This is a genomic window from Halomonas sp. HK25, from assembly GCF_047795635.1.
GTDB lineage: Bacteria > Pseudomonadota > Gammaproteobacteria > Pseudomonadales > Halomonadaceae > Halomonas.
Genome location: NZ_CP181044.1, coordinates 2,268,761 through 2,289,471, shown reverse-complemented (window position 1 = coordinate 2,289,471; position 20,711 = coordinate 2,268,761). Strand labels below are relative to the sequence as shown.

The following is a 20,711-nucleotide window of genomic DNA, read 5'->3' as shown; positions in this document are numbered from 1 at the left end:
AATGGGCAGGATATACGAAAAACAGACTATCATATCCATATTTGCGCTTGTTTCTGTGGTGTTTTATTATTTTGCCATTTTTTACCATGGCGCTGGGCTAAATTTGCTAGCACTGTTTTACTTGATAGTAGTTATCCTTGTTCTTCCGTCCACAATCGCCCAGGTTTGGATATTCTTTCTCTATTTTTTCGGCTTGGTGTTTGCTGTTGTCTCAAATGGAATGATAGAATTTTTATCCTCATATTTGAGTGAGGTGGGAGAGCATGCTGAGATAACCGGAGCTGCAGCCAGGAATGCTTTGCTAATAGCAATATTTATGTGCGGTGTTTTGTTGTTCTTCAACGCTCATGGGCTGCTGTTTAAAAGAACCTCAAGAAGATTGGCTGTTGTTGACGGGTTGACCATTAAAGTTATGGTGTTTCTTGGGTTTCTGCTTGTTATATATATGTCGTATATTGTCATCAGATATGGTAGCCCGCTTACAATGGGCATGGATCGCTTTTCTTACAGAAAAAATGTTGCCCCCTCGGGCTATGGTTACGTTAGTTCATTAGTATATGTTATAGGTTTTGCGATATCCTATGCACGTGAAACAGGTCGGTTGCGAGCTAAATTTTCCTTAGGTTGGCTTGTGTTTGCCATGGTGTTACTTGTTCTTGGAGGAGAAAAATTCTCTGGGTTGTTGATTTTGTTGTTCTTCTATTGTCTCCCTTATTTTGTTGTTTCTGAAAAAAGCTTATCATCACGCCATTTCGTGTTTGGCGCGATATTTATTTTATTTGCAGCTATGCTGGTATTGCTAAACTATTATAGCATCTATGGTTCTAGGTTTCTTGAGATGTTTGAGACGCGCCTTGCGCTTCAGGGGCAGATGCTTTTTTCTCTTGATCAAGTAGCCTCGGTGGCCTCTCCTAGTAAAGAAGACATCATTGCGAGTTTTTTTGGATTTGGCAATGCAACTGAATCGGGAATGAGTTATCTAATGTATCTGGTGGCACCTCAAGAGGTGGTTGATCGCTTCCTTGAAGGAGGTGCTACTTTTACAGCACCTTATCCCGCAAATATAAGCTACTTCTTTGGATTTTATTCAGCTCCAATAGTGGTTTTTATTTTGGGGGGAGGAGTGGGGGCGCTCGGTGGTGGGCTTTATAAAGCGTTGCGTGATCAAAATTTCCTGTTTGCAATCTTGCTGCTAAAGATGTTTTTTTATGTGTATATTTCTGTGGTGATGGGCGAGGTTAATATGCTTGTCGATTGGAAAATGGCAGTTTATCTTGGTGCTGTGCTATTTTTTCTAATGATTCAGGGGGTGGGGAGTTGGGAAAATGAAAGAGAGTATCGCTGTGCTGCTGGCAGCATATAACGGTTCAAGATATATCGAAGAGCAAATCTCATCGATTCTCTCTTCTGTTGTGAGTATCCCCGTGTCTATTGAGATTGGTTTAGATCCGAGTGATGATGGTACCGAGAGAATACTGGTAAATATCGCGGGCGAGTCGGTTCGTGTTAATTGCAACCAGAAGCCGTCTGGTGGGGCATGCCAAAACTTTTCACGTCTGGTTGACCATGCACTGACCTTGGATGATAAATACTACGCTTTTTCTGATCAAGATGATCTATGGGATGAGTGCAAGCTAGCCGAAGGATTATCCAAGCTTCGTGATATGGAGAATCAGTATGGTCAAGAAATTCCTCTTCTTGTATTTTCCGACTCGAGGTTGGTGGATGAGAATTTAAACACTTTCGCTCCATCCTTCATGGCTGCCGAAGGACTAAATCCCAGCAATATATATGAATTTAGTAAGTTGACCATACAGAATGTAGGTCAAGGCTGTACCTTCTTGTTTAATAAAGCGTTACTGGAGCTCGCAAGCCCCATACCTGAAAATGCTCGGATGCATGATCATTGGATCATGATGGTCGCATGTGCTTTTGGGAAAATAGCTTATTTAGATAAACCATTGCTTTCATACAGACAGCATTCTAGCAATGTGCTAGGAGCTTCGGACTACAGTGTTTTTGGAGCGATTGATCGCTTTATCAATCAGGCTGGTAGTATAAGTCATAGTCTTAAAAAGAGTCAATGCCAGGCAGGAAGTTTTGCTTTTCAATATAAGAGCCGACTCCCTGCTGAGCGATATGAGTTTTTGGTTGAGTTTTCAAAAGTTTCTGAAAAAAAATTTTTTTCTAGGAAGATGTTTTGCCTTAAGCATCGGTTGAAGATGAGTGGAAAGTTAAGGACGGTAGGCTTGTATGTATGTATATAATGCTACTTGATGTCTGGTGATGTTTTCTTGTAATAAGGGCTTTCTGAAGCTTCTTGAGTTACGTAAATCCTTTCCATTAAGGCGGAAACCCATTTGCAAATTTTAGGTTTTGGCTGTCATGTCCTTGTGGTTTAATTTGTTGTGTGTAACGATTTTCCTTTGCGGGGATAGGGTTTTGCTAACTGTATCGAGAGCATATGTCTAGTAATTTCGAAGATGGTCAGGGGTTAACGGTCGCCTGTATTATTCCTACCTATAATGGTCGAGATGATTTGAAGCGCCTATTAGATTCAATTGACCAACAATCTGTACCTTTGGACCTGTTCATTGTTGACTCCAGTTCAACTGATGGAACAGGAGGCCTCGCCCGGTCCCGAGTGAAAAATGTAATAACTATACCTGGTAGTGAGTTTAACCATGGTGGTACACGACAGATGATGGTTGAGCTGAACCCGGGGTATGATGTGTATGTTTTTCTTACTCAAGATGCTTATCTTGAGGATGTCCATGCAATTGAAAACTTGGTTGCCCCTTTTTCCGATGAATGTGTGGGAGCCGTATGTGGCAGACAACTTCCCCATATTGATGCCAATCCTTTAGCTGAACATGCTAGACAGTTTAACTATCCTGCGGAGTCAAAAGTGAAGTCGCTCGCGGATGCTCCCATGTTGGGCATAAAGACACCCTTTATATCCAACTCCTTCTCCGCTTATCGCCGAGAAGCTTTGCTGCGAGTGGGCGGTTTTCCGAAGCATGTCATCCTTTCGGAGGATATGTATGTTGCTGCTAGAATGCTTCTGACTGGCTGGAAAGTAGCATACGCTGGTAACGCTCAATGCAGGCATTCGCATAACTATACCCTGAAGGAAGAGTTTCTCCGCTATTTCGACCAAGGTGTTTTCCATGTGCGTGAAGCTTGGATTCGCCAACACTTCGGGGGGGCGGGTGGAGAAGGGTTTCGGTATGTAAAGTCAGAGTTAAACTACCTCGGATTATCACGATTTTATATGTGGCCTTCTGCCATCGTAAGGAATGCTTCTAAGCTTTTAGCCTACAAGTTGGGTCAGCAAGAGTATAGGCTGTCAATCAACTTGAAGAAAAATTTGAGTATGCATAAACGTTATTGGGATAGCGACTTCTCGGAGAGGAAATAATGCGTATATTGGTTACGGGTGGGGCGGGTTTCATCGGTTCTGCCGTTATTCGACACCTCATCGAAAATACTAGCCATGAGGTCGCCAATCTCGATAAATTGACGTATGCAGGCAATTTGGAATCCCTGGCATCGATGGTTGATTTTCCACGCTATCACTTCTATCAGGTGGATATTTGTAATGCGGCAGAACTGGGCCGTGTCTTTTCCGAGTTCAAACCTACCCATGTTATGCATCTGGCAGCGGAAAGCCATGTTGACCGCTCCATCGATGGGCCGGCGGCCTTTATCGAGACCAATATTGTCGGCACCTATACCCTGCTGGAGGAGGCACGCCGCTATTGGAACGACTTGGAGGGCGAGGAGAAGGAACGGTTTCGCTTTCACCACGTCTCGACCGATGAGGTGTATGGCGATCTGGAGGGAACGGAAGACCTCTTCACCGAAACCACATCCTATGCACCAAGTTCGCCTTATTCCGCCTCCAAGGCCAGTTCTGATCATCTCGTGCGTGCCTGGCAGCGAACATATGGTTTTCCTACACTGATCACTAACTGCTCTAATAACTACGGGCCTTATCACTTCCCGGAAAAATTGATACCACATATAATTCTAAACGCCTTGGCCGGCAAGCCCCTGCCGGTCTATGGCGATGGCTCTCAGATTCGGGATTGGCTCTATGTGGAAGACCATGCTCGTGCGCTGGTCAAAGTGGTCGCCGAGGGCAAGGTAGGGGTGACCTACAATATTGGCGGCCATAACGAAAAGAAAAATATTGAAGTAGTGAAGACGCTCTGTGCCTTGCTTGAGGAACTGGCTGCTGACAAAAAGCCTGCCGGGGTTGCCCGCTTTGAAGAGCTGATCACCTTTGTCGCGGATCGCCCCGGCCACGATGTGCGCTATGCCATCGATGCCGGAAAGATCGAGAGAGAGCTTGGCTGGAAGCCTGAGGAAACCTTTGAGAGCGGCGTTCGCAAGACGGTGCTTTGGTATCTTGAGAACCGCGAATGGTGGGAGCGCGTGCTTAGCGGAGAGTATCAACTGGGACGACTGGGAGAGCAAGCATGAAAGGTATTATTCTGGCTGGTGGTTCGGGAACTCGGCTGCACCCCATCACCCGTGGCGTGTCAAAACAGCTATTGCCTATCTACGACAAGCCGATGATCTACTATCCGCTTTCGGTGCTAATGCTGGCTGGCATCCGCGAGATTCTGGTCATCTCCACGCCAGAGGACCTACCCAATTTCCGCAAACTGCTAGGCGATGGCGCTGATTTCGGTCTGTCGCTGAGCTATGCCGACCAGCCCTCCCCGGACGGCCTGGCTCAGGCGTTTATTATCGGCGAGGAGTTCATCGGTGATGATTCTGTGTGCCTGGTGTTGGGCGACAACATATTTCATGGTCAGCACTTCTCCGAGCAGCTTAAGCGTGCGGTGGGCAGGGAAAGCGGTGCGACAGTTTTTGGTTATTGGGTGACGGACCCCGAACGCTTCGGTGTAGTGGAGTTCGACCAGAACGGAACGGCAGTTTCCATTGAAGAGAAGCCCAAGCATCCCAAGTCCTCCTATGCAGTCACGGGGTTGTACTTCTACGATAATGATGTGGTCGAGATTGCTAAGGCGGTTACACCTTCCGAGCGCGGCGAACTGGAGATCACCAGCGTGAACAATGCCTACCTGAAGCGTGGCGACCTGCGAGTAGAGCGTCTGGGGCGGGGCTTTGCCTGGCTTGACACCGGCACCCATGACAGCCTACTTGAAGCCTCCCAGTACGTGCAGACTATCGAGCACCGGCAGGGCTTGAAAGTCGCCTGCCTTGAGGAGATCGCGTGGCGCCAAGGCTGGCTTTCGGAGGCGAAGCTTACACAGCAGGCCAAGGCGTTGAGCAAGACGGGCTACGGGCAGTATCTGCTGCGTCTGCTGGGTACGGAGGTGGGTGAGTGAACGTTATACAAACCGCGCTTCCAGGCGTATTGATCATCGAACCCAAGGTGTTTGGTGACCATCGTGGCTTCTTTCTGGAAACCTTTCAGCTCGAACGATACCGCGAAGCGGGTATCGACCTGCCTTTTGTACAGGATAATCACTCACGGTCGGAGCGAGGTGTGCTACGCGGGCTGCATTTTCAGAAGACGCGACCCCAAGGCAAGCTAGTCAGCTGTAGCCGTGGGGCAGTGTATGACGTTGCTGTCGATATCAACCCAGACTCACCCACCTGTGGCCAGTATGTGGGCGTTGAACTGAGCGATGACAACCACCGCCAGTTGTGGATTCCGCCGGGCTATGCGCATGGTTTTTGTGTGCTCAGCGAAGTGGCAGATTTTCAGTATAAATGTACTGACTTCTACCATGCCAAGGATGAAGCCGGCTTGATCTGGAATGACCCGGATATTGGTATTGTATGGCCGGTTAGCGAGCCTAAGCTGTCGGAAAAGGATCAGGCCAACCCAAGCCTGGACGAGTTGCTGGCAAAGGGGTGCTGATATGCGAGTATTGATAACCGGAGCCAACGGCCAGGTAGGTCACGAACTGGTGCGCCTGGCACCTGAAGGGATGGAGGTAATTGGCCTGAGCTCTGCAGAGCTTGATATTACCCGCGGCGCTGACGTTCAGGCCAAAGTCGAGCAGTACCATCCAGGCATTGTCATCAATGCGGCGGCCTATACCGCCGTGGACAGGGCCGAACAGGAACCCGAGCGAGCCTATGCCGTCAATGACAAGGGTGTAAGGCACCTTGCCCAAGCGGCTGCAAGTGCCGGCGTACCGCTCTTGCATATTTCGACCGACTATGTGTTCGACGGTAACGCCAGCACCGCTTACCTGGAAGAGGATACACCATGTCCGACGGGCGTGTATGGAGCTAGCAAACTTGCCGGCGAGCAGGCGCTGGCAGAGGCACTGCCCAGGAACATCATCTTGCGGACGAGCTGGGTGTTCGGTAGCCATGGCAATAACTTTGTGAAGACGATGTTGCGCCTCGGTCGTGAGCGTGAAGAACTCTCGGTTGTGGCGGATCAGTATGGTTGTCCCACGAGCGCCGCCAGCATCGCTCGCGCGCTATGGGCGCTAGCGGTCCTTTATCGTGATCAGGGCGAACTCGAGTGGGGGGTGTATCACTTTGCAGGCACTCCGCACTGTACATGGTACGACTTCGCCGAGGCGGTCTTTGAGGTTGCCTTTGAACGGGGGTATATCCATCAGAAACCATTTCTCAATGCGATTGGAACAGTGGACTATCCCACCCCAGCGAATCGTCCCGCTTGGTCAGTTTTGGATTCTAGCCTCTTGAATCATACGTTCAGTATGGCTCCGCTTGACTGGCGGGAGGAACTGCGGAATGTACTGGATGAGTTGGGTACACAGGAAACGCCCTGATTGCCTGCCGCCATATCAAGCCCACTATGGAATCGACTATGTCGAGAAATACCAAAGGACTGACTGAGCGATACCCGGCGCAGTTGATCGTACCGATCATCGATTTACTTTCCGTTGTGGCGGGAAGCCTGCTGGCGTATTGGCTGCGTTTCGAAAGTTTTCACCTTCATGAACGTTTTGTTCTCGCTATTGCGATAATCTCACTGTTTGTCCTGCTGCTGAACAGCCTGCTTGGCGCTTATGTCCGGTGGCGGGTAACGCGTATCTCGACCCTGCTCGCCAGGCTGGTTATGGTTTGGTTGATCGTGGGCATCCTGGCAACGTCCATCATTTACTTTGCGGATGCTGCTGAGCGATACTCCAGGCTTTGGGTGGGGATGTCGCTTGTATTTTCTCTAATGATGGCTGGCGGGGTAAGGGTACTTGCTCAGCTTGTGCTACGCCAAGTGCGGTTGAAGGGCAGGGCAAGACGTTCCGTGTTTCTAGTTGGCCCGGGTAATCATCTCATCAATATTGCCAGGGGCATGCGTGCTTCTCCGGGTGAGGGTTATTCCATTGCGGGAGTTGAGCGGCTAATTGATATTCCCAATGAAGCCTTTTTAGAACGCCTGGTGCGGCGTGTCACGTCATCGGATGCTCGTGAAGTGTGGATCTGCCTACCCTTGGAAATGGGTAGTGTGGTTCGCTCAATTTTCTATGCGTTACGTAATCATACGGCTGAGGTTCGCTTTATACCTGATTTTCGGGACATGCTACTGCTCAATCATCAGATTAGTGAGGTGGCTGGACACTATGCCATTGACCTGAGCGTAACGCCCATGGATGGCATGGCGAGGATAATTAAGCGCACAGAAGATATCGTCGTTGGTGGACTCATCAGTCTCTTGATACTGCCTGTTTGCCTTGCAATAGCCGTCGCCATAAAGTTGACATCTCCTGGGCCAGTGTTGTTCAAGCAGTATCGAACTGGTGCTAACGGAAAGCAGTTCAGGGTTTACAAATTTCGCTCTATGCGCGTACATAATGAAAAAGATAGCCAAGTCACACAGGCCACTAAGGGGGATAGCCGTATCACTCCGATAGGAGCTTTCTTGCGACGGACATCACTCGATGAACTTCCCCAGTTTTTTAATGTATTGCAGGGGCGAATGTCTATCGTTGGGCCACGCCCTCATGCTTTGGCCCACAACGAGTACTACCAAGATATGGTGGAGTCCTACATGAGGCGCCACAAGGTGAAGCCAGGTATTACAGGATGGGCGCAAGTTAATGGATTTCGTGGCGAAACCGACACCTTGGAAAAGATGGAGAAACGGGTTGAGTACGATCTGTGGTACATTGACAATTGGTCTATTTGGCTGGACTTTCGTATTATTTTCTTGACAATCCTCAAGGGTTTTGTTAATAAAAATGCTTATTAGTAGCGACGAAACTAAGGCTGTTTTCTTGTCACATAAGTGGTGGTTAAGTGAATTTTTTTTAGGGCTGGCTAGTCTCCCAACCTAACCAAGAAGTTATTCTATGAAGGATGTGGAATTCGGAGTCAAACGTGTCGTCTCATAATGCAGTATCGGTCTTTCAAGATTGTCGGATGGATTCAATGTTTTCGCCAAGCCGCGCCGTACAATTCAATGCCTTCGCTCTTTTCGCTACCCTTGTCGTACTCATCGCAACTCCTGTTCCCGCTACTCTGTTTGTTGGCCTTATCATGCTCTATTCGGTAGCATACCTGTTTGCTCAACGCAGTACGCTACAACTTGCTATGCTTGACTGGCTAATAGTGTTTTTGTTGTTAAGTTACCTCGTCGGACGGCTAGTGCCCTTTGTGTTGGACGACTACTCATCACGCTATCTCAGTGCGCCTTTGCACGTTGCTGCATCCATACCAATTTATCTCATGCTTCGCCATGCCTGTGCTATGCTTGATCTTCGCCACTATCGCAATGTGTTGGAGTGGGGGGCGTCAGTTGGCGCAATCGGTGCTGGTGCAGTAGCTTCCTATCAAGCCTTGGTAGGTGGCGTGCCGCGTGCCGATGGATTCATGTTTTACCTTAATTTTGCCTACTTGGCTTGCAGCTTGATGCTGATCTGTCTAGCCATGATGCGCGGATCTCAACGTCGCTGGCTGTTGGCTGTGGGGGTGCTAGGTGCCTTTCTAGCCATGCTCTTTTCCGCCACTCGCGGCGTACTGCTAGCGCTACCGATCTTGCTGTTGGCAGTTATGCTGCTCAATGCACAACACCTCGGAAGTAAGCGTCTGGTTGCAGTGGCACTTGCCTTGGTCGTCGCTTCACCGCTTGCCTATTTCACAATCCCAAAAGTCAAGGAGCGCATAGACTTTACCATTACTGAGTTCCGCCACATTCAGCACGGCCAACTCGAAGCTGCTATTTCCACTGGGGGGCGCATACAGCTCTGGACTGCCGCCGTAGAAGCTTACAAGGAAAGGCCTAGCGTGGGACTAACGTATCCAGAGCGCGAGGAGAAAATTGAAGCTTTAGTCGCTGAAGGTAAACTGACTGACTGGATGCTTGGTATCAACCGAGGCCACGCCCATAGCCAATACTTTGAGGTGCTGGCCACTGGTGGCACACTAGGTTTTATTGCGTTAATTTGTTATCTCTTCATGCCGTTTGCAGGATTTCTCTATTGGCACCGAAAGAACCCTGAAAACCCTTTTGCGCAGGCTGGAGCGTTATTTAGCTTAGGTTTTATCATATACTGCCTGACAGAGGTGGCATTGCAAAAAGAGTTAATTGCCGCATGGTACGGATTCATGCAGGTCAACTTCGCTGTCCTGTCCTTAACTTGGAAAACCAAGTCTATGGTGAGTGAACAAAAATAGTCTTCTTGGAAATGCATATAACTAGCTGGTGGATCTTCGGCTGACCTCAAGGCGGGGCATGTTGTCTGCCGAAATCACCTTTCAGGGCGCAAAGCCCCAGATCGATGAGGCCTGGCTGGATGATTTCCGCCCCGAGAACGTAGCCGATCAGTTTCTTCAGGAGCCCGAAGGCCTCTAGCTTCGAATCTCTGTGGATGGAGTCTGGGGTGGAGCGTCTTTGACAACTGCAGTGTTGTGCTGCTGGCGAGTCCATTTCCCTTCTGCTTTGTCGACGTACTGGAAGTGTTCGTTGGTGAAGCTGCCCTGGTGGACAGCGTGGCGGTAGGAAACCGTCGGCACCGCAATCTTGTCGAGCACCTTGTTGAAGACGCCCGGGCCCGTGGTGTCGAATACACCGGTGACGGTATCGCCGGTAATGTTGTTGATGATTTGGTCGATCAACGCCTTGATGTGTGGGTTGCCCGGCGCGCTGGCGATGAAGTAGTTGCTGAGCTCACCCCGACGGGTGGTCACATACAGTTCCTCTCGCTCCTTGCCGATTACGCTGCCCAGCGGCCAGATCTGGTGGGCATCGATATCCAGATACACGCCCCCGAACCGGTGCAGCACCAGCAGGCGCCAGAGGTCGGCCTGGGCGGCGCCGATCTGAAGTCTCTCGTAATGGGGGAGGACTTCCGGATAGTGCTCGGCGATGAACTCGCGGCGTGCCTCGGTGATCATGAAGCGGTAGTCGAAGCGCGGCGCCATCAGCCGGTTAAACAGGTAGTTGAGATAGACCGGTAGCGTCACCTTGTCGGTGAAGTTGGTCTGCCAGATGATGCGCGGGATGGGGCCGGGCTTGCGGCCCTTAAGCAGCGGCGCGGCGCGCTCAGGCAGGGTGAAGCGCTTGTGGGGCAGCAGCCAGTGGAAGGGGTAGCTCAGCACCTTGGTGATATTGGCCACCAGCTTGATGATACGGCTGGTGGCGACGATCAATGACTTGTTCATATGTCTTTCGTTTCCATGTGAAAACGTCTTTTTTGAGCTACCAACACCGCTGTTCGCCCCGCGGAGCGTGGCTCCCACCAGTAGTGCCCATGGCGGTGGTCAACCTCTGGCACTGGTGCCGCCGCTATTCGTCTAGACGTCGAACCGCCCGCGGAGCGTGGCTTCCACCCGTAGGGCCCATGGCGGTGGCGATCAGCTTGCGTCCGTTTCTACCTCGAACCCCACGATCTGGCGCTTGTCGCTTGAAAACTCCACCCCGATGAGGTGAATGACCTTGCCCTGGCCGCGGTACTTGTCGGCATAGCCCTTGTCCTTGATCTGCTGCAGGGCGCGGCCTTCGGGGAGTTGCTCCACCACCTTGAACTCGAACAGGTAAACATGACCGGCGAAGTCGACGGCCATGTCGACCCTGCCGCGGTGGCTGGCGTCTTCCACCGTGACCCGCACTCCCAGGGCGGCGAAGTGGCTGTAGAAGACGCTGGCATAGTCCTGTGAGAAAGAGTGCCCTTCATATCTTGCGATGGGATTATTGCGGTACCAGTCGTGGGGCAGGCCGGCGAAGAGCGCCTTGAGGTGGGTTTCCAAACCTTCCAGGTCGTGAGCACGCAGGTGAGTGAACAGCGTCTTGCGTTCCCGCGGGGCATTTTCAACGCCCAGTGCCGGCAGAAGGGCCTGGTTCAGGCTGGTCTCAACTTCCTGGTTGGGAAAACCGAGTGTGTAGAGGCGATAGCCAAGTAAAGGTTCCTCCACCTGCTGAACGGTGAGGTAGCCGGTCTGGAACAACAGCGCCTCGGTGGCAATATTGTCGACATCGAAACGGCCCAGCAACTCAGGCTCGGTCTCCCACTGCTCCAGTTGGGGCGTAAAGACGCCACGCTGCTTGAGCAGCTCGACCAGGAACGTCGGAGTGGCGCTCTCGAACCAGTAGGGGCTGAACTTTCGCTCCTGGAACAGCAGCAGCACATCGAAGGGGTTGTAGACGGAAGCGACGGCCTGGCCACCCCAGCGGTAGCCGTTGTACCAGGTGCGGATTTCGTTGCGGTCGAGCTCCTGAAGTTCAGGGGCGAAGACGCTGTCGATGTCCTCGTCGGTATAGCCGCAGATCGATGAATAGGGCTCGCTCAGGGTGATGTCACGCAGGTTATTGAGCCCGGAGAAGAGGCTGACCTTGCTGAACTTGGAGACGCCGGTGAGCAGCACGAAGGCCAGGTGCGGGTCGGCATCCTTGAGCACGCTATAGAGGTTCTTGAGCCCCTCGCGCAGCTCGCGGGCGCGCTCGGGCGCGAGCAGGTTGTCGAGGATCGGCTTGTCGTACTCATCCACCAGGATCACGACGCGCTGGCCGTGTTGCTCGTGGGTGAGGCGGATCAGTTCCGAGAACTCGCTGGAAATCAGCGGAGGTGGTTCGCGCTCGATGCCGAGACGCTCCCGGTGCGCCCTGAGCTGGTGGCGGATATGGGCATCGAGTGCCTCAAGGCTAGAGATGACGCCATCGGCAAAACTCAGGCGGATGACGGGATGATGAACTTGCCAGTCCCACTTGTCTTGGATGTACAGGCCTTCAAACAGGGCTTCGCGGCCTTCGAAGAGGCAGCGCAGGGTGTCCACCAGCAGGCTCTTGCCGAAGCGCCGCGGCCGCGAGAGGAAGTAGTATTTCCCTTCCTCCACCAGGCGATGAATATGCGGAGTCTTGTCAACGTAGTAGTAGCCGCCCTCGATGATGTCGGCGAAGGTCTGAATGCCGATGGGCAGCTTCTTGCGGGTGGCGGGCACGGAACCTCCTGGCGCAGGGAGTAGTGACGCTGCGGCTAGCATAGCACGGTGGCGACCACTCCCTTTCCCCAAGATACCTTCGCCCCGCAGAGCGTGGCTCCCACCAGAAGAAACAGCCTCAGTGCTAAACCACTTCGGCCCAGAGGTCATACTCGTCGGCGTTGGTCACCCTGGCGCACACGATCTGTCCGGGGCTGAGCTCGGTGTCGCTCTCCCGCCCTGAGGTGTCAAGAAAGACCATGCCGTCGATCTCCGGGGCGTCGGCGGCGCTGCGGCCGATGGGGCCCTCGTCGGTGATCTCGTCCACCAGCACCTCGATCTCGCGGCCGACCTTGGCCTGCAGGCGGGCGGCGGAGATCTGCTGCTGGTGGGCCATGAAGCGCTCCCAGCGGTCCTGCTTGACCTCGTCCGGCACCGGCTCCAGGTCCAGGTCGTTGGCGGGGGCGCCGTTAACCGGGGAGTACTGGAAGCAGCCGACGCGGTCGAGCTGGGCCTCGCTGAGCCAGTCGAGCAGATACTGGAAGTCCTCCTCGGTCTCGCCGGGGAAGCCGACGATAAAGGTCGAGCGGATGGTGAGCTCCGGGCAGATCTTCCGCCAGCGCTTGATGCGCTCGAGCGTCCTGTCCTCGAAGGCGGGGCGCTTCATGGCCTTGAGCACCTTGGGGCTGGCGTGCTGGAAGGGAATATCCAGGTAGGGCAGCAGCTTACCCTCGGCCATCAGCGGGATCAGTTCGTCCACGTGGGGGTAGGGGTAGACGTAGTGCAGGCGCACCCAGATGCCGAGCTCGGCCAGCGCCTCGCAAAGCTCGGTCATGCGGGTTTTCACCGGGCGGCCGTTCCAGAAGCCGGTGCGGTACTTGAGGTCGACCCCGTAGGCGCTGGTGTCCTGGGAGATCACCAGCAGCTCCTTGACGCCGGCGCGGGCAAGCCCCTCGGCTTCGCTGAGTACCTCGCCCACCGGACGGCTGACCAGCTTGCCGCGCATGCTGGGGATGATGCAGAAACTGCAACTGTGGTTGCAGCCCTCGGAGATCTTCAGGTAGGCATAGTGGCGCGGGGTGAGCTTGACGCCCTGGGGTGGTACCAGGTCGATGCGCGGGTCATGGTCCCGGCGCGGCGGCACCACGTCGTGCACGGCGTTCACTACCTGCTCGTACTGCTGCGGGCCGGTTACCGCCAGTACGCTGGGGTGGATATCGCGGATGGCGCCTTCCTCCACGCCCATGCAGCCGGTAACGATCACCCGGCCATTTTCGGCGATCGCCTCGCCGATGGCGTCGAGCGATTCCGCCTTGGCGCTGTCGATGAAGCCGCAGGTATTGACCACCACCACGTCGGCGTCGTCGTAGCTGGGCACGATCTCGTAGCCTTCGGTGCGCAGCTGGGTGAGGATGCGTTCGGAATCCACTAGTGCCTTGGGGCAACCCAGCGAGACGAAACCGACCTTGGGTGTGGACATGCAATTGACCTTAGCTTGATGATGCGAGTCAGGATAAACCCGTAATACTACCGGTCTCACCGAGCCCAGGAAACACCATATGGCCACCATTGAACACAGCGCGATCCTCAAGGCCCCGCCGGAGCGGGTCTTCGCCCTGCTGGAGCGGGTCGAGGATTTCGCCGACTACTCCGATCTGATCCATGATATCGAATCGCTGGGCGATAACCGCTACCGCTGGCATGTGCGGGCGGTGGGTCGCGACTGGCACTTCGATGTGGCGATCACCGAGTCGCGCTCACCCGAGATACTGGCCTGGGAGTCGCTGGATGGCGTGGAGAACCAGGGCTGCTATCGGCTGACGCCGGTGAAGGAGGGCACCGAGGTGGCGCTGACGCTGACCTATGTGCTGCGCAACAAGCTGGTGGAGAAGGCCGTGAACAAGGCGGCGAAGCCACTGGTGGGGCGGGTGAGCCGGCAGATCCTCGAACGGGTGGGGGAGAGGCTATAGCTTCTGCCGCCATGATCGGAAAATTCTATTAGGCTGCTATCTACGTATTCCGCTGTGCTGGCTCTATCATGACCGTACCGAGGCCACCGGCCTCAAAGAGGAATCCGCCATGATCAAGGGGCTTCTGTGGTGCTTCGCCATTCTGGGCGTGCAGCTTGGCCTTTTGCGCTATGTCGACCTGCGAGTGGCGGCCATGCCGCGGCTGCAGGATCGTCCGGAAGAGCCCAGCTCCCATCAATTGCCTGCTACCACCGAGGTTGTTGATTCTGGTGGGAGCCACGCTCTGCGGGCGGTCCGACGCTTCGGCGAATAGACGAATGTCGACACCGCTGGGCGGCTTCGCCGCCATTCGCCGGGCGGAGCCCAGCTCCCACTGGTAGCTTGGAGCGGTGGCAACCCAACTATTCGCCGGGATTTTCCACGTTCACGCCAGTGGCTTGGACGGGGGGCTTCTTGCTCTATGCTTGGGGCTCGGGGTTCTTTAACTAAATACATTTTTATTTGTGAGTGGGTTTAGTTAAAATGGCATGCATGACCACTGCATGAGGGCATGCCATGGGGTACATGCCGCTCCAACTGGAGCAGGCCCGGGTGGCTACGAATGCAAGCCAGCTGTTCGAGGCGTTGGAAGCCCACAGGGCTCAGTCTCGGCAGGTAGAGGGCTCGATGCATTGGAAGCACATCGCCGGCCGGGACTATCTCTACCGAGGGTATTCTCACGGCAAGAATCACTCCCTGGGCCCGCGCTCCAGCGAAACCGCAGCCATCAAAGTGGCATTCGATGAGAAAAAGGCGGCTTACAAGGCTCGGGAAGCCGCGCTTAAGACGCAGCTGCAGACCCACGCCGCTTATGTCCGAGCCAATGGTCTCCATCGCTTCCCGGTCACCGCGGCAAGAGTCGTTCGTGCGCTGCAGCGCCAACGGATTCCCTTTCGGGTCATCGGTACCAATGCTCTCTATGCCTACGAGGCCAGGGCAGGGGTGCTGATCGAGCCTGAGCACCTGGCGACGGCCGATGTCGACGTCTTGATGGATGCTCGTCAAGGGGTGCGCATCGCCACGCTGGTCAAGCCCGAGAGCCTTCTCTCTGTTCTCAGGCACAGCGACAGGACCTTCCAGCGTCTCACCGATTCCACTTTCAGTTTCTGTGCGGTGAATGACGCCGGCTATCGCGTGGATTTCATCTCGCAGGGTGCTAGCCCCCCTCTCGAAATGAATGATTTCGAGAGGCTGCTCCAGGCAGATGATCTGACTCCCGTGACGATCGAGTCGCTGAAGTGGCTGATTGCAACGCCGCACTTTGACGCCATCGTTTTCGATGAGCGGGGAATGCCGCTACGTTTGGCAACCGTGGACCCTCGAGCATTCGTGCTGCACAAGTGGTACGTCAGCCAGCGGCCAGATCGAGAGCCAGCCAAGCGCCTGCGCGACGAAGCCCAGGCCCGGTTGGTGGCCAACCTGCTCCATCGCGAACTGCATGACCTATCCATGCCAGGGGCAGTGCTTCGAGCCTTTCCTCATCTCGTGCGCCAGCAGGCAGATGCCGGAATGGATGAGTTTGATGTGTGAGAGTGAGGTAGTCGCTGGTTGCCACTGAGGCTGTTGATTCTGGTGGGAGCCACGCTTTGCGGGGCGAAAGGGTCTCTCGGTAGGTTGGCAACACCGCTGGGCGCCTACGGCGCCATTCGCCGGGCAGAGCCCAGCTCCCACCAGTCGCTTGCAGCGGCAGCAACCCAGCCATTCGCCGGGCAGAGCCCAGCTCCCACCAGTCGCTTGCAGCGGCAGCAACCCAGCCATTCGCCGGGCAGAGCCCAGCTCCCACCAGTCGCTTGCAGCGGCAGCAACCCAGCCATTCGCCGGGCGGAGCCCAGCTCCCATCAGTCGCTTGCAGCGGCAGCAACCCAGCCATTCGCCGGGCGGAGACGAGTCTCCACCAGCAACTGTCAGGCACACCTGTTTCGCGTTACCGGTACCGATACACCCGCAGGCTGGGCAGGAAGGGCTCGTCCTCGAGCTTTTCATCGCTGCGTCGGGCGCGGGTGCGCTGTTCCGGTGGCTGAGGCGGCGGGAGGTTGTGGTCGGGCAGGCGGCCGTCGGCGCTGGGTACGAATAGCGGCAGGGCGACGTTCATGGCGCGGCGGGTGCGGCCGTCATCCAGCGGTTCGCGATAGAAGAGGTTGGCGCGCATCAGCGGGGCCTGGCGCTGTACCTGGGCCAGGGGCTCGCCGCTGGGGATCCCGGCCAGCCGGCGCAGTTGGATGCGCACGTGGGCGGCATCGGTATCGAGCTTGTGCAGTTTCTGCTCGGCTTCCTGCACCGTCAGGCGCTTGATGGAGCGCCCGCTGGAATACCAGGCGAGCCGCACCCGCGCCAGCGATGCCTCTGCCACCGGGATTGCCCGCCAGCACTGCTTGAGGTGCACCCGGGCCAGGCCCTGGCCGCGCAGGTGGTCGTGCAGTTCCGGATGACGGAAGGGCAGCACGGCCTTTGCTTCGGGAATCAACTCGGGTTCACTTTCCTTGATGCGGGCCAGCAGGGCGGCGAAATCGGCCTTGGCGGCGTTGGCCCGGGCGACCGCTTCCATCAGGGCCTCATCGGCGGCCACCAGCCCCACATGGGTGCGGGTGGCCCGCCCGTCCTGGCCATCCTGATACCAGACGTCCAGCAGGGCGTGGCGCAGCCAGGCCTCGGCGCGCTCTACGCTCACCGGCTCCGGCTCGCCGAAGATCCAGCAGGCAGTGGGCCTGTGGTGGTAGGCGGCCGCCACCGCCTCGCCGGCCTCGAGCAGGGCGTCAAAGGCGGCCTCCAGTTCGGCCAGCAGGCGGTATTCGGGGCGGGGCGGGTGGCTCAATGCAGGCTCACTCCTGATCGCGGAAGTCGCGCTCGGCGCGCAGGATCATCTCGTCGATCTCGGTCTCGTCCATGGCGGGCTCGCCGGCGATGCGGTGGGTGCCATCCGCCCAGGCGCCGAGGTCCAGCAGGCGGCAGCGCTCGCTGCAGAAGGGGCGGTAGGCGTTCTTCTCGCTCCACACGACTTTCTTGCGGCATTGGGGGCAGGCAACTTCCAGGGGGCGTTGGGTCTTGCTCATGGGGCTCCTGTGGGTCAGTGTCGTTTATCGGCTTTCAGGTAGACGTCATTTCGCTCTCGTTTGCCGATGGCAATCACGACGACAACCAGTTCATTGTTTCTTACCTCGTAGACGAGGCGGTAACCAGCACTGCGAAGCTTGATCTTGTATCTGTCGCGGCTGCCATGCAGGCGGGCCGCCGGAATCGCGGGTGAAGCCAGTATGGCTGTCAATTTCTTCTTGAACTGAGCGCGAACACTTCCGTCCAGTTTTCGCCACTCTTTCAGCGCCTCCTTGCGGAAACGTAACTCATAGGTCATCCAGACTCACCGCAATTTCAGGTTGCTGGCTGCGCTCATCGGCTATCCGGTTAAGTTCAGCATCCTCGAGTTTCTCAAGCAGCTCTTCATAGGCAGCGGCCGGGATGCAGTAGAAGGCGGGTTCATTCCGGTTGAGCACGGCTACCGGGAAGCCTTCACCTGCAGCGACGGTAGCCATCGGATTCTTCTTGAGTTCGGAGATGCTGGCAGTGGTGTTGGCCAGGATAGTATGGGGCATGTGAATCACTCCTTAGGCTTCAGCTGCCGACACTATAGACCTGTTAAAAATCTTTTAACAGGTCTCCGGGCGATGGCTCGTCAGCTGTCGATACCGGCGATCCAGCTCGCTGACCCGGCGGCGCATCGCCTCTTCGCTCCCGCCATTGTCCAGCACATCGTCGGCGCGGGCCAGGCGTTCGGCGCGGGGCATCTGGGCGGCGACGATGGCGCGGGCCTGGGCCTCGTCGACATCGTCGCGGGCGGCGGTGCGCTCGATCTGCAGTGCCTCGGGCACGTCGATCACGAGCGTCCGGTCGGTCATCTTGCTCTGGCCGGATTCGAACAGCAGCGGCGAGACCAGCAGCACGTAGGGGGCGCCTTCGGCTTCGAGCCGCGCCAGGTGCTCCAACAGCCGCGTCCGGATGCGCGGGTGGGTGACGGACTCCAGCCAGCGGCGCTCGGCGGGGTCGGCGAAGACGATCTCACGCAGGGCGCGGCGGTTCAGAGTGCCGTCGTCGTTGAGCACGGGGCTTTCCTTGGCCCGGGAATAGCGATCGGCGATCTCCTCGAGTGCCGGCTCGCCGGGCTCGACCACCTCCCGGGCCACGTCGTCGGCGTCCACCCAGGGCGCGCCGAGCGCCGCGAAGGCCCTGGCCACCGTGGACTTGCCCGAGGCGATGCCGCCGGTCACGCCTATGATCATCGCTCTTGCCTTCTGCCGATGCTGTGAGTTCATACAGTCAATCCATACAGTCTATGGAGTTTGGCCGTGAAGTTCGAGTGGACCCTACGACTTTAGGCGTAAGTTGAGGGTTAATTCGTGCTCGGTCATGGACTTGCCGGGGGCAAGGTAAGACCATTGGACCGCCAGATGCCCTAGGCTTTGCCCGAAAGTGCCTGCGCTCGGCCATACGGCGTTAAAATCGGCTCAAAGTACTCATTTACAACCCGTAAACTCCGTTTTTTCGCCGATTTTTGCCTTGTCTGACCATCGCTCGTCGACTTTTCAGACAGAGCCTAAGAGGTATCAGATGTTCCCTCACATTCCATCACGTCCAGCTAGGAGAGCCGCATGAGTGCCATTGTCCTTCTGGTCCTGGGTCTTGCCGCGATGGCAGCCGGGTACTTTGTGTACTCGAAGTTCATCGCCGAGAAGATCTACCGACTGGATCCCGACTTCAAGACGCCCGCCCATGAATTCGAGGACGGCGTCGACTTCGTGCCCACCAACCGCTTCGTGCTGTGGGGTCACCACTTCACCTCGGTGGCCGGGGCCGCGCCCATCGTGGGGCCGGCCATCGCCGTGATCTGGGGCTGGTTGCCGGCCTTCCTGTGGGTGGTGTTCGGCACCATCTTCTTCGCCGGGATTCATGACTCCGGCGCCATCTGGGCGAGTGTGCGCAACAAGGCCAAGTCCGTCGGCGCCCTGACCGGCGACGTGGTCGGCAAGCGCGCCCGCAGCATCTTCATGATCGTCATCTTCCTGGTGCTGCTGATGGTCAACGCGGTGTTCGCCGTGGTGATCGCCGGCCTGATGATGAACTTCTCCAGCGCCGTGGTACCGGTGTGGGGCGCCATCCTGGTGGCGCTGGTCATCGGCCAGCTGATCTATCGCCGCATGCTCAGCCTGCCGATGGTCTCCATCATCGGCGTGGTTTGCCTCTACGCCCTGATCGGCATCGGGCCCTCGGTGCCGATCCAGATGCCCGCCGAGGTCGCCGGCCTGTCGGGCAATGCCCTCTGGATCCTGATCCTGTTCGGCTATGCCGCCATCGCTTCCCTGCTGCCGGTGTGGGTGCTGCTCCAGCCCCGCGACTACATCAACGGCCTGCAGCTGTTCATCGGCCTGATCATTCTCTACGGCGCCATCGTGCTGATGAACCCGACCCTGGTGGCCCCGGCGTTCAATACCAATGTGCCGCCCGGCACGCCGTCGCTGCTGCCGCTGCTGTTCGTGACCATCGCCTGTGGCGCCATCTCCGGCTTCCACGGTCTCGTTTCCTCCGGCACCACCTCCAAGCAGCTCAACAAGGAGACCGACGCCCGCTTCGTCGGTTACTTCGGGGCCGTGGGCGAGGGCATGCTGGCGCTGGCCGCGATCCTGGCCGCCACTGCCGGCTTTGCCACCTTTGCCGACTGGGAGGCGATGTACAGCGCCTTCGGTCAGGGTGGCGTGAACGCCTTCGTCGAGGGCGGTGCCTTCATCATCCATAACGGCATCGGCCTGCCGGAAGCCACCGCGGCGACCCTGCTCACTGTCATGGCGGCGCTGTTCGCCGGCACCACCATGGATACCGGCCTGCGCCTGCAGCGCTATATCTTCCAGGAGTGGGGCGAGATCTATAATCAGCAGTGGATGAAGAAGCCGGCCATCGCCACCCTGCTGGCGGTGGGCAGCTGCCTGCTGCTGGCCTTCGGTGCCGGCGGTGCCGACGGTTCCGGTGGCCTGATCATCTGGCCGCTGTTCGGCACCACCAACCAGCTGCTGGCGGGCCTGACCCTGCTGGTGATCACCGTGATGCTGGTGCGCCTGCGTCGTCCGATGTGGTACACCCTGGCGCCGCTGTGCTTCCTGCTGGTGATGACCATCGGTGCCCTGCTGATCCAGCTGCGCACCTTCTATGAGCAGGGCAACATGTTCCTGCTGGTGCTCGACATCGTGGTGCTGGTTGCCGCGATCATGGTGGCCATGGAGTGCGCCTCGGCGCTCAAGCGCTCCCGCGCGGAGATGGCCGCCGAGCAGAGTTGAGACAAGG

21 protein-coding genes are annotated in these 20,711 nt (G+C 56.4%); 13 read left to right on the top strand and 8 right to left on the bottom strand.

Translation table 11 applies throughout. The features are described 5' to 3' along the window. The first annotated feature begins 1 nt into the window (after window position 1). The 9 genes from ACM26W_RS10995 (at window position 2) to ACM26W_RS10955 (ending at window position 9,639) form a co-directional block, all read left to right on the top strand. On the top strand, window positions 2-1,363 hold the full coding sequence (locus tag ACM26W_RS10995; RefSeq protein WP_416137041.1) for a DUF6418 domain-containing protein: 1,362 nt from the start codon (window positions 2-4) through the stop codon (window positions 1,361-1,363). After that, a complete protein-coding gene (locus ACM26W_RS10990; protein WP_416137040.1) occupies window positions 1,326-2,267 on the top strand; it encodes a hypothetical protein in 942 nt (313 codons plus the stop codon). The genes ACM26W_RS10995 and ACM26W_RS10990 overlap by 38 nt, the downstream gene beginning before the upstream one ends. A 197-nt stretch (window positions 2,268-2,464) precedes the next feature. After that, window positions 2,465-3,421 carry a glycosyltransferase gene (locus ACM26W_RS10985; protein WP_416137039.1) on the top strand — a complete coding sequence of 319 codons (957 nt, stop codon included), beginning with the start codon at window positions 2,465-2,467 and terminating at the stop codon, window positions 3,419-3,421. Next, window positions 3,421-4,488: a dTDP-glucose 4,6-dehydratase gene (gene rfbB / locus ACM26W_RS10980; RefSeq protein ID WP_416137038.1), complete on the top strand. Its 1,068-nt coding sequence runs from the start codon at window positions 3,421-3,423 to the stop codon at window positions 4,486-4,488. The genes ACM26W_RS10985 and rfbB overlap by 1 nt, the downstream gene beginning before the upstream one ends. Beyond that, a complete protein-coding gene (rfbA, locus tag ACM26W_RS10975; protein WP_416137037.1) occupies window positions 4,485-5,363 on the top strand; it encodes a glucose-1-phosphate thymidylyltransferase RfbA in 879 nt (292 codons plus the stop codon). The genes rfbB and rfbA overlap by 4 nt, the downstream gene beginning before the upstream one ends. Beyond that, the gene (gene rfbC, locus ACM26W_RS10970) at window positions 5,360-5,902 is read left to right on the top strand and encodes a dTDP-4-dehydrorhamnose 3,5-epimerase (protein WP_416137036.1); all 543 of its coding nucleotides are present in this window, start codon (window positions 5,360-5,362) and stop codon (window positions 5,900-5,902) included. Before rfbA ends, rfbC begins: the two co-directional genes overlap by 4 nt. A gap of 1 nt (window position 5,903) precedes the next feature. Further along, the gene (gene rfbD / locus ACM26W_RS10965; protein WP_416137035.1) at window positions 5,904-6,794 is read left to right on the top strand and encodes a dTDP-4-dehydrorhamnose reductase; all 891 of its coding nucleotides are present in this window, start codon (window positions 5,904-5,906) and stop codon (window positions 6,792-6,794) included. A gap of 38 nt (window positions 6,795-6,832) precedes the next feature. Then, the gene (locus tag ACM26W_RS10960) at window positions 6,833-8,215 is read left to right on the top strand and encodes an undecaprenyl-phosphate glucose phosphotransferase (protein WP_416137034.1); all 1,383 of its coding nucleotides are present in this window, start codon (window positions 6,833-6,835) and stop codon (window positions 8,213-8,215) included. 170 nt (window positions 8,216-8,385) lie between these two features. Further along, window positions 8,386-9,639, top strand: coding sequence for an O-antigen ligase family protein (locus ACM26W_RS10955; RefSeq protein ID WP_416137033.1), 1,254 nt, complete (start codon window positions 8,386-8,388; stop codon window positions 9,637-9,639). A gap of 174 nt (window positions 9,640-9,813) precedes the next feature. Here the strand turns inward: ACM26W_RS10955 and ACM26W_RS10950 are convergent, their stop codons facing one another. The 3 genes from ACM26W_RS10950 to rimO form a co-directional block, all read right to left on the bottom strand. After that, entirely contained in the window at window positions 9,814-10,626 is an 813-nt protein-coding gene (locus ACM26W_RS10950; protein WP_416137032.1) for a glycosyltransferase family 32 protein, read from the bottom strand. 192 nt (window positions 10,627-10,818) lie between these two features. Then, entirely contained in the window at window positions 10,819-12,399 is a 1,581-nt protein-coding gene (locus ACM26W_RS10945) for an ATP-binding protein (protein WP_416137031.1), read from the bottom strand. Window positions 12,400-12,523: 124 nt separating this feature from the next. Then, complete coding sequence (gene rimO, locus ACM26W_RS10940) at window positions 12,524-13,858, bottom strand: 30S ribosomal protein S12 methylthiotransferase RimO (RefSeq protein WP_416137030.1); 1,335 nt, start codon at window positions 13,856-13,858, stop codon at window positions 12,524-12,526. 79 nt (window positions 13,859-13,937) lie between these two features. Between rimO and ACM26W_RS10935 the strand changes: the two genes are divergently transcribed. The 3 genes from ACM26W_RS10935 to ACM26W_RS10925 all read left to right on the top strand — a co-directional run bounded on the left by ACM26W_RS10935 (window position 13,938) and on the right by ACM26W_RS10925 (window position 15,917). Continuing rightward, a complete protein-coding gene (locus ACM26W_RS10935; protein ID WP_416137029.1) occupies window positions 13,938-14,348 on the top strand; it encodes an SRPBCC family protein in 411 nt (136 codons plus the stop codon). Window positions 14,349-14,457: 109 nt separating this feature from the next. After that, the gene (locus ACM26W_RS10930) at window positions 14,458-14,661 is read left to right on the top strand and encodes a hypothetical protein (RefSeq protein WP_416137028.1); all 204 of its coding nucleotides are present in this window, start codon (window positions 14,458-14,460) and stop codon (window positions 14,659-14,661) included. 242 nt (window positions 14,662-14,903) lie between these two features. Next, the gene (locus ACM26W_RS10925; protein WP_416137027.1) at window positions 14,904-15,917 is read left to right on the top strand and encodes a GSU2403 family nucleotidyltransferase fold protein; all 1,014 of its coding nucleotides are present in this window, start codon (window positions 14,904-14,906) and stop codon (window positions 15,915-15,917) included. 394 nt (window positions 15,918-16,311) lie between these two features. Here ACM26W_RS10925 and ACM26W_RS10920 read toward each other — a convergent pair whose 3' ends face one another. The 5 genes from ACM26W_RS10920 to coaE are packed head-to-tail and all read right to left on the bottom strand — an operon-like array spanning window position 16,312 to window position 18,658. Then, window positions 16,312-17,199: a DNA replication terminus site-binding protein gene (locus ACM26W_RS10920; protein ID WP_416137026.1), complete on the bottom strand. Its 888-nt coding sequence runs from the start codon at window positions 17,197-17,199 to the stop codon at window positions 16,312-16,314. 7 nt (window positions 17,200-17,206) lie between these two features. Beyond that, complete coding sequence (gene yacG, locus ACM26W_RS10915) at window positions 17,207-17,437, bottom strand: DNA gyrase inhibitor YacG (RefSeq protein WP_416137025.1); 231 nt, start codon at window positions 17,435-17,437, stop codon at window positions 17,207-17,209. A gap of 14 nt (window positions 17,438-17,451) precedes the next feature. Next, window positions 17,452-17,736, bottom strand: coding sequence for a type II toxin-antitoxin system RelE family toxin (locus ACM26W_RS10910; RefSeq protein ID WP_416137024.1), 285 nt, complete (start codon window positions 17,734-17,736; stop codon window positions 17,452-17,454). Continuing rightward, window positions 17,726-17,974: a type II toxin-antitoxin system Phd/YefM family antitoxin gene (locus ACM26W_RS10905; protein ID WP_110070304.1), complete on the bottom strand. Its 249-nt coding sequence runs from the start codon at window positions 17,972-17,974 to the stop codon at window positions 17,726-17,728. Before ACM26W_RS10905 ends, ACM26W_RS10910 begins: the two co-directional genes overlap by 11 nt. Before the next feature lie 54 nt (window positions 17,975-18,028). After that, window positions 18,029-18,658: a dephospho-CoA kinase gene (gene coaE, locus ACM26W_RS10900; protein WP_416140864.1), complete on the bottom strand. Its 630-nt coding sequence runs from the start codon at window positions 18,656-18,658 to the stop codon at window positions 18,029-18,031. 369 nt (window positions 18,659-19,027) lie between these two features. On the opposite strand from coaE, the gene ACM26W_RS10895 reads away from it, so the two are divergent. Next, on the top strand, window positions 19,028-20,704 hold the full coding sequence (locus ACM26W_RS10895) for a carbon starvation protein A (protein WP_416137023.1): 1,677 nt from the start codon (window positions 19,028-19,030) through the stop codon (window positions 20,702-20,704). Window positions 20,705-20,711: the final 7 nt, after the last annotated feature.